We start from the raw sequence: 8,860 nt of genomic DNA, 5'->3' as shown, positions 1-8,860 counted from the left end.
AGAAGATCCGCGCCGAGGTCCGGGCCGAGGGCGGCACCACCCGCGCGGCCGACCTCATCGAGGAACTGCTGGGGACCACCGCGCCGTCGCGGGCCGGTGCCTGAGACATCCCCGTCCTTCCACTCCCGTGCTCTTCCGGCCGCCGACTCCAGCCCGGTCAACGGATGTCCGGCGGCCGGAGCGCCGGTCGCCGGACATCCGTTCCCGCGTCATGCCGGAGATCCCGAATGGACCTCGCCGGGCAGGTGATCACGGCGGGCGCTGCCGGTCGTCACTCGCCGGGGCACCGCGAACGGCGTCTAACCAGGCAGAAGTCCCTCTCGGGGGTTGGCGCGCCCGGTGTGCAGGAACTCGATCCGCTCTCCGCCCACGAAGGTGACGGCTGTGTGAACGCCTCCCCGCGGCTCGGCGAACAGGAACGTGTCGCCGCCCAGCCTCACCAGCCGGAATCGCTGCGGCCCGCCGTGCTCGGCCATGACGCCGACCGGGATGGCGGTGAGCCAGAGCGATCCCGCCTCGTCGGCGGCCACGTCCCAGGCGACCGCGTCGGAGAGGTAGCGGCCGACGTAGCGGGCGAGATCGACGGCGAGCGGCTCAGCCGGAGGCACCGGCGACGCGGGCGCCCCGACCCCGGCGAGCTCCTCGATCACCGGCTGGAACAGCCCGGTGATCAGCGGGCCGGGGTCGCCGCCATTGGTCAGCAGCACGGCGGCCACCCCGGCTTCCGGCACCGTCCGCAGCGAGGCGACCTGCCCGGGAGTGGACCCGTCGTGTCCGGCCATCACCCCGCCCTCCCACTCCTGCAGGTCCCAGCCGAGCCCCCACGACGACGACCGTCCCAGGTAGGGGAGCTCGATCTGGGGCTCGCGCATCAGCAGCGTGAGATTCTCCGGCAGCACGCGCACACCGTCCTCGGCGAGGCCGCCACGCAGGTGCATGTGGGCGAAGGCCAGCAGGTCGCGGGCGCGCATGGCCAGGCTCGACCCGGCGGGCTCGTTGGACCTCATCAGCGACCAGACCGGGACCGGCTCGCCGCCGGCGTGGCCGACCGCGGTTCCGTACAGGATCGCCTCGTCGGAGCAGGTGGCGACGTGGGTGAGGCCGAGCGGGGCGACGAGGTGGGTGCGCAGGGCCGTGCCGTACGGCATGCCGCGCAGCACCTCCACGATCCGGCCGAGCACGCAGTAGGCGGCGTTGCTGTAGGACCACATGGCGCCGGGCGGGAAGATCTGCGGCACGCCGGCGAGCAGGGCGACGAGCTTCTCCACGGCGTCGTCGCCCCTGCCGGTGTCGACGAACACATCGCCCTCGAAGCCGGCCGTGTGAGTGAGGAGCTGCCGGACCGTGACACTCGCGGCGACGTCCTCGTCTTTGAGCGCGAAACCGGGTAGCACGGATCGGACGGTCTGGTCCAGGGAGAGCTTCCCCTCGCCGACGAGCTGCATGACCAGCGTGGCGGTCCAGGACTTGGCGACCGAGCCGACCTGGAACAGCGAGTCGACGGTGGCCGGGGCGCCGGTGCGTGTGTTGAGCACGCCCGTGGCGGCCTCGACCACGGTGCCGCCCCGGCTGAACGCGATGGCCGCGCCGGTGATCCCGTGCCGCCCGGCGAGCTCGGCGAGCCTGGCGTTCAGGTCGTCAGGGCGGGGAAAGTCCCGCACGTCGCGGGGGCCGCGCGCCTGGGGGAGGTCGAGGAGGTCGTCGGTCATCTGGCTGCTCCGAAGGTCGGGTCGATGCGGTAGCCGGCCGGGGGCTCCTGGCCGATCAGGTGGCGGGTGAGGAAGTCCCACTGGCGGCGCAGTACGTGGGCCTCGGCGGGGCCGTAGCCGTGGGCGGCGTTGGGGACCATGAGCATCTCGAAGTCCCTGTCCGCGGCGATCAGCGCGTTGACGACGCGGAGCGACAGAGCGGGGTGGCAGTTGTCGTCCATCTCGCCGAAGAGCAGCAGTAGCTTGGCCTGCAGCCGCCCGGCGAGCGGCAGCGGCGATCCGGCGGTGTAGTCCTGGGGCGGCGGGCCCTGGTAGGTCTCTCCCCAGATCGCGTAGTAGCCGCTGTGGTCGTGGTCGCCCGCGGAGGCCACGGCCGTGGTGAAGAACTCCGGGTGGCGCAGCGCCGCGTGGAGCGCGGCGGCGCCCCCGGCGGAGTGCCCGATGACCCCGACCCTGGCGAGGTCGAGGTAGGGGCGTTCGGCTGCGAGCTGCCTGATCGCCGCCACGTGGTCGTCGATACCAGCCGTCGCGGTCGGGTCGCCATAGGAGGCGTTCTGGAAGGCCTTCGACCGGTACGGCGTGCCGCGCCCGTCGACGACCACGACGGCCACGCCGAGCTGGGCGAACATCGGAGCGCCGCCCGCGGGGTCGAGCAGGAACGGGTCGATCGTGAAACCGCGCAGCGTCGTGCGGAGCTGCCGGGTGATCTGCGGCCCGTTGTAGATCGAGTCGAGGATCGGGTAGCTCCCGGACGGGTCGAAGTCCGCGGGCAGGTGGAGCAGGCCGTGGATGTCGGTCACGCCGTCGGCGGCCTTGACCGTGAACGGCTCGGGTGCCCGCCATCCCGCCTCCTCCAGTGCGGTGAGGTCGGCGCGCTCCAACTCCGTGATGACGGCACCGGTGGCGTCGCGCAGCACGGTGACGGGAGCCTGCCCCGGGGCGGCGTGGGTGTCGACGAACCAGCGGCCGTCGGGCGAGGCGGCGATCTGGTGGTCGGTGTCCTCGGGAGTGAGCACGGTGACTCCGGTCCCGTCCAGGCCGGCCCGGCACAGTCGCCGCTGGTAGGGGTTGGAGCCGTGCCCACCGGAGACGAAGAACACCTCCCGCGCGTCCCAGTCGACGTGGACCAGGTCGCGGACCAGCCACATCCCCTCGGTGACGGCGTTCTTCAGCTCGCCGTTCACATACAGGTAGAGGTGACCCCAGCCGGAGCGGTCGGAGTGCCAGAGCACCTCGTCGCCATGGGTGCGCACGAGAGGGGATTCCACGATCGTGGGCGACGAGTTCATGATCGTTTCACTGGACTCCTCCAGGACGACCTCGGCGGCACCGGTACGCGCGTCGATCCGGTAGAGCCTGGCCGCCCTGTGGCCGCGCGTGCCGTACAGCATCCAGAGGGTGTCGTCGTCCTCCCACCAGACCCGCCCGATGCCGATCGGGGCGTCATGGGTGAAGGCCAGCGGCTCGATCGCGATGTCGACCCGGTCGCCGGTCTCCGCATCGAAGATCATCTGCTGGAAGGTGGGCAGCGGGTCGCCCGGCATCTCGTAGCGGAGCGTGTGGGCCAGCGGGCGGGGACTGCCGTCCGGCGGGCACGACTGGATCATGGTGAGCGCCGGCACATGCCTCTGATCCACCCGGAGGGTGACGAACCTGCGGCCGTCCGGCGCCCATTCGACCAGCGGTGGCACGCTCATGCCCATCTGCCGGGCCACGATCGGCAGCTTTCCCTGGTCGCTGGGGAGGCCGTAGGCGTAGTCCGGCTCGCCGTCCGCGGTGAGGGGCTCGCCGTTCACCACGAGGTCGTCGCCGCGCACGGCCACGGTGTATCGGCCGTCGGGGGACGTCCGGACCCCGGTGACCTCCGGCGGCGGCGCCTGCTCGCCTCCCGGGTCCTCGATCTCCCGCCGTTCCCCCCTCTCCGGGAACACCCGGAAACAGGCGGGGCCCTCGGGAGTGTTCACCCGGTACCAGAAGGAGTCGCCCTCCCAGCTGGGGACCACCGTCGCCCGGTGGACCAGGCTGTCGTTCCGGGAGACGTGCAGGGCCTCGGCCCTTCTGTATCTGTCTAGCATTGTCTGTCTTCTCCGATCGCGTGGTCGATCAGGGCGTCGAGATCGCCCATGAGGGTCTTGTGCAGGGTCGCGATGAACAGCGACCCGGCGACGGCGGGCAGGAGCAGCAGGAGCATCGCCCCCCGCAGGTCGAGGAAGGCGGTCGCCAGGGCGAGCAGCCCGGCGCCGGCCAGCCCGCCGAAGGCGAGGATCAGTCCCAGGGCGGCCATGGCGTGCGCCCGGTCCTCCGGCCGCACGACCGAGAGCCCGCCGATGAACAGGCACGGCCCGATGACGGCCAGCAGCGCCTGGCCCAGGGCCAGCAGGGCGAGCACCAGCCAGAGGCTCGGCACGAGCGCCGACATGGCGAAGGCCGAGGCGGCCAGCGCGAGCGCTCCGCCGCTGAGTGCCATGAACCGGGCGGGCCCCGCCCGGTAGGCGGCCTCGGCCCGGCCGCCGAACACGGCCAGGGCGATGATCGAGACCACCGCGGTGGCGCTGGTGAACAGCCCGCGCTCGCCGACCGACAGCCCCCACTCGCTGTTCAGCAACGTGGAGATCACCACGCCGTACGGCACGGCCAGCGAGCCGATCGCGGTGAACCCCATGGCCATCCGCCGGATCGACGGGATCCGCGTCACCCGCCGGACCGTCGCGAGGAAGCCCATCGGGTCGCCGTGGCCCGACGGCGGCGAGGACCCGGCGCGGGCGCTCAGCTCGGCCACGTCCCAGCGGCCGAGCACCGGCTCGCGCAGTCTCAGCGCGGACAGGCAGGCCAGGACGGAGACCACCCCGAGTGAGACGAACACCGCCCGCCAGTCCATGCCGATCCACGACACCAGGCCCGCGATGAACAGCGGCGCCACGATGTTGGCCAGCGGCGAGGAGGCCGAGTAGAGCGACATGATCCGCATCCGGGCGGGTGGCGGGTAGGCGTCCATCAGCAGCGGCGGGTGGAGCAGCGCGACCGTGCCCGTGGTGGCCCCGTTGACCAGCATCAGCGCGCCCAGCGACACGGGCCCGCTCACCATGCCGGTGAACAGGGTGGTGACGCTCCAGGCGAAGCCGGTGCCGAGCGCGAGCCGTACGCGATGGGGGTAGCGGCGCAGCAACGCCGCGACGGCGAACGGGGCGAGACCCGCCGCGACTCCCTGGACGCCGACGATGCCGGAGATCGTGCCCAGGTCCACCCCCAGGCCGGCGGACACCTCGGGAGTGAGCACGCTGAAGGCCTGGGTCTGGAAGTTGTCCACGACGGCCAGGACGGTCAGCCCGATCATGAAGAAGAGGCCGGTGCCGTGCTCCCTCAGCGTCTGGAGCAGCGGGGCGGTGTCGTCCTTCTTGCCCGTCACGCCGAGCACGGCCCTGGCGTCCTCCCGGGACATCGGGGGCGCCGGGGGATCGGCGGACGCGGATGCGTTCGGCGGATCGTTCATGAGACCTCCTGGTGAGAGAGGTTCGAGAATCGCGCCGGGCGGACGGTCGCCACGAGCTGCGGAAGATGCGCGATCGCGTCGCGAAGGTAGGGAATGCGGACCTACTTTCGTCGCGTCCTCCCGCGGAGATGGGGGAAGGGCTGGACGGCCCGGATAGCTTGGTGATGTGAAGCTGTATGTCAGGGCGGGGCGGGCCGCCGGGAACGTCGCGCTCGCCGTCGCCGTGGGCGCGGTGGGCGTGACCAGCGACCTGGCGATCAACGGCGCCGTGCCGATGGCACTGCTGCCCGACGTCCCGTGGCAGGGGCTCTGGGTGCAGGTGACCGGGGCCGTCGCGCTGCTCGCCAGATGGCGGTTCCCGCTCGCGGTCGCGCTCGTCATGGTCCCGCTGGGATACATCGAGGTGCCCCTCGCGACGCCGTTCGCCCTCTACTCCCTCGGCGCGCACCGGGGTGATCGGCGGACCACGGTCGCCGTCGCCGCCGCGGCCCTGCTGGTGATGTCGCACCTGTGGGAGGCCCGGGACCTGGCCATGGCACTGCAGCTGATCTCCATCTGCGGGCTGGCGGTGGTCCCTCCGACGGTCCTCGGCCTCTACGCCGACAGCCAGCGCCGCCTCAACCAGGCCCTGGCCGAGCGGGCCGAACGCGCGGAGCGGGAGCAGCGCTTCCTCGCGGAGCAGGCGCGGGCCGAGGAGCGCACCAGGCTGGCCCGCGAGATGCACGACGTGGTGACCCACCACGTGAGCCTGATGGTGCTCCAGGCGGGGTCGCTGCGGATGGCGGCGCCGAACGGCGAGGTCAGGCAGGCCGCCGAGGAGCTGCGCGCGACCGGGCGGCGCGCTCTGGACGAGCTCCGGGAGGTGGTGGGCGTCCTGCACGACGCCGGGCCCGTCGAGCTGGCCCCGCAGCCGACGCTCGTCGACGTCTCGCGGCTGGTCGCGGAGTCGGGGCTGGTGGTCGAGCTGGCCCAGGACGACGGCATCGCGGTCTCGCCGGCGCTCGGCCGGACCGCTTACCGGGTGGTCCAGGAGGCGCTGACCAACGTGCGCAAGCATGCCCCCGGCGCTCCCGTCCAGGTCCGGCTCAGCCAGGAGGATTCCGCGCTGCTGGTCAGCGTCCGCAACCCGGCGACCATGACCGTGAATCCGGCGCTGCCACCCTCCTCCCGGACGGGGCTGCTGGGGCTACGGCAGAGGGTCGAACTGGTGGGCGGGGTGTTCCATGCGGCGCCGACGGCTGAGGGCGGCTTCGAGCTGACCGCGACGCTCCCGGGGGCGACCCAGTGACCCCGGGTGCGGGGAGCCTGGCCGGAGACGGGTCGGTGGTCCCGGGCGCGGGAAGTCCGGCGGGGGGCGGGCCGGTGATCCGGGTGCTGCTGGTGGACGATGAGCGGATGGTCTGCGCGCACCTGAGCGCGATCCTGTCCCGGACCGGCGACATCGAGGTGGTCGGTGAGGCCTACGACGGTGCCGAGGCGGTCGAGGCGGTGATAGGGCTGGCACCCGATGTGGTGCTGATGGACATCCGAATGCCCGGCGTGGACGGGCTGACCGCCGCCGAGCGGATCTGCGGTCTGCCCCGGGCGCCCAAAGTGATCATGTTGACCACCTTCGACCTGGATGAGTACGCCGTGCGGGCGTTACGGGCCGGCGCGGTCGGCTTCCTGCTCAAGGACACCGACCCGGAGAATTTGATCGACATCGTCCGGGTCGGGGCCGAGGGGCATGCGATCGTCTCGGCCGCCCTGACCCGGCGGCTGGTCACCGCTTTCGCCGCCTCCGGTCCCGCCCGCGACCAGGCGCGCGGCCTGGTCGCCGGGCTGACCGGGCGCGAGCGGGAGGTGCTGACCTGCCTGGGGGAGGGACTGTCCAACGCGCAGATCGGCGGCAGGCTGTTCCTCAGTGAGACGACGGTGAAAGGCTACGTCTCCCGGCTGCTCACCAAGTTGCGCTGCGCCAACCGCACCCAGGCGGCGCTCCTGGCCTACGACGCGGGCCTGGTCAGCCGCTGAGGTCGGCGCTCCGGCGTACGGCGAAGGCGCCGGAGTCTCCGCTCCGGCGGGCGGCGAAGGCTCCGTTGAGGAACCGCACGGCACGACCGTCGTCTCCGAGGACGAAGGCGACGTCCCAGCGGTGCATTCCACTGAGCCGGTCGTCGGCCGGCCAGAACCGGTGGCCGCCGAGCGGCAACAGGTCGCAGGTCAGGCTCTCCCCGCCCGACACAGCCGTGACGGCGATGCCGCCGGGCCGGTCCCGCACCTCGTAGCGCGTGTCGTGGGTCTCGTAGACACCGGTGTAGAGCGCGGCGTCCACGGGCAGACCCGGCTCGGGCTCGGGCCGTACGGGCATGACCAGCCCCAGCATCTCCGCGCAGACCGCGGCGAAGACCGCGTCGGCGAAGGGATAGCCCTGGGACGGCGTGTTGACGGTGACGGCCATGGTCGCGTTCCGTTCCGGGATCCACACCAGGGTCGAGGAACCGCCGAGGTTGGTGCCGCCGTGGCCGTAGACGGCGACGCCGTCCCAGACCTTCCGGTACGGCCCGGCGCACCACTGCTCGGCGAACCAGCGGGCCTCCACCTTCACGTGCGGGGTCTGCATCGTCTCGACCGCCTCGCGGGACAGCACCCTCGTGCCGTCGGCGGCGGTGCCGTACGCCAGCATGACCTGGCCGAGCCTGGCCAGGTCGGCGGCGGTGGAGCAGAGCGTGCTCCCGGCCGGGCCGAGGCCGCGCGAGAATCCCCACGGCCTGACGACCTCGCCCCTGATGTCATGTCCGACCGCGAGCCGATGGTAGGGCAGGTCCTCGGGGAGGCTGACGGTGTGGGTGAGGCCCGCCGGGACGGCCAGCCGCTGCTGGAGGGCTTCGTCCCAGGTCAGGCCAGTGAGGCGCTCGACCAGCAGGCCGGAGACGACGGTCGAGGCGTTGGAGTAGCCGAACCCGGTGCCCGGGGCGAAGGCGAGCGGGATCTCCGCGAGCAGCTCGGCGTATCGTGCTACGCAGTCGTCGCCGCGACCGGTGTCGGCGTAGGGGCCGTTGTCCAGGCCACTGCTCATCGACAGCAGATGTCTCGGGGTGACCGCCTCCGCGCCGGGGAGCCGGAGTTCCGGAAGGTGGTCGAGCACCGGCCGGTCGAGGTCGACCAGCCCGGCGTCGGCCAGGCCGAGGACCAGGGCCGCGGTGTGGAGCTTGGTGGTGGAGCCGATCTGGAAGAGCGTGTCCGTGGTCACGGGCGTGCCCAGCCCGGCGTTGGCGACGCCGGTCACGGCCTCGGTCGGTTTCCCGTCCACGACCACCGCGAGCTGGGCGCCCGTCACGCCCAGCCGCGCCGCGGTCTCGGCTAGCAGTTCGTTCATGGATCCCGACTATCGAGGGCCCACTCCGGGCGGTTCAAGGCTCCGCGGCCGGGACACACCTTTCGCCACGGAGGTCCCTCCTTTCGTACGGCCCGCCGGTCTCAGATCCGGGGGTCGCGCTGCGGCCGGAGAAGACCTGGGTCTACGGCGGCCTGCGCATCGCCGACGGCCATGCGGTCACCATGTGCGCCCCCTCACGCAACAGCGTCGGCCGGCAGCGCTTCCTGGCCCTGCTGGAGAAGAGCAGCCCGACCGGCACGATCGCAGTGATCACTGACAACCTGTCCGGCCACGACAGCGTCT

6 protein-coding genes are annotated in these 8,860 nt (G+C 72.3%); 2 read left to right on the top strand and 4 right to left on the bottom strand.

The genetic code is table 11. The annotated features are described in order from the left end of the window. Positions 1–299: 299 nt before the first annotated feature. The 3 genes from ACZ6R6_RS48845 to ACZ6R6_RS48835 are packed head-to-tail and all read right to left on the bottom strand — an operon-like array spanning position 300 to position 5,199. Positions 300–1,709: a serine hydrolase domain-containing protein gene (locus ACZ6R6_RS48845; protein ID WP_470104333.1), complete on the bottom strand. Its 1,410-nt coding sequence runs from the start codon at positions 1,707–1,709 to the stop codon at positions 300–302. After that, a complete protein-coding gene (locus ACZ6R6_RS48840) occupies positions 1,706–3,784 on the bottom strand; it encodes a S9 family peptidase (RefSeq protein WP_470104331.1) in 2,079 nt (692 codons plus the stop codon). Before ACZ6R6_RS48840 ends, ACZ6R6_RS48845 begins: the two co-directional genes overlap by 4 nt. Continuing rightward, complete coding sequence (locus ACZ6R6_RS48835; RefSeq protein ID WP_470104329.1) at positions 3,778–5,199, bottom strand: MFS transporter; 1,422 nt, start codon at positions 5,197–5,199, stop codon at positions 3,778–3,780. Before ACZ6R6_RS48835 ends, ACZ6R6_RS48840 begins: the two co-directional genes overlap by 7 nt. A 166-nt stretch (positions 5,200–5,365) precedes the next feature. Here ACZ6R6_RS48835 and ACZ6R6_RS48830 point away from each other — a divergent pair, with 166 nt between their 5' ends. Next, positions 5,366–6,487 carry a sensor histidine kinase gene (locus ACZ6R6_RS48830; protein ID WP_470104327.1) on the top strand — a complete coding sequence of 374 codons (1,122 nt, stop codon included), beginning with the start codon at positions 5,366–5,368 and terminating at the stop codon, positions 6,485–6,487. Positions 6,488–6,561: 74 nt separating this feature from the next. Then, positions 6,562–7,212: a response regulator gene (locus ACZ6R6_RS48825; RefSeq protein ID WP_470104325.1), complete on the top strand. Its 651-nt coding sequence runs from the start codon at positions 6,562–6,564 to the stop codon at positions 7,210–7,212. On the opposite strand, the gene ACZ6R6_RS48820 is transcribed toward ACZ6R6_RS48825, so the two are convergent. Next, entirely contained in the window at positions 7,202–8,557 is a 1,356-nt protein-coding gene (locus tag ACZ6R6_RS48820) for a serine hydrolase domain-containing protein (protein ID WP_470104323.1), read from the bottom strand. The two genes, ACZ6R6_RS48825 and ACZ6R6_RS48820, sit on opposite strands and share 11 nt — an antisense overlap. Positions 8,558–8,860: the final 303 nt, after the last annotated feature.

It is taken from the genome of Streptosporangium sp. NPDC048886 (assembly GCF_055586905.1).
This window is presented reverse-complemented; position numbering and strand designations above follow the sequence as displayed.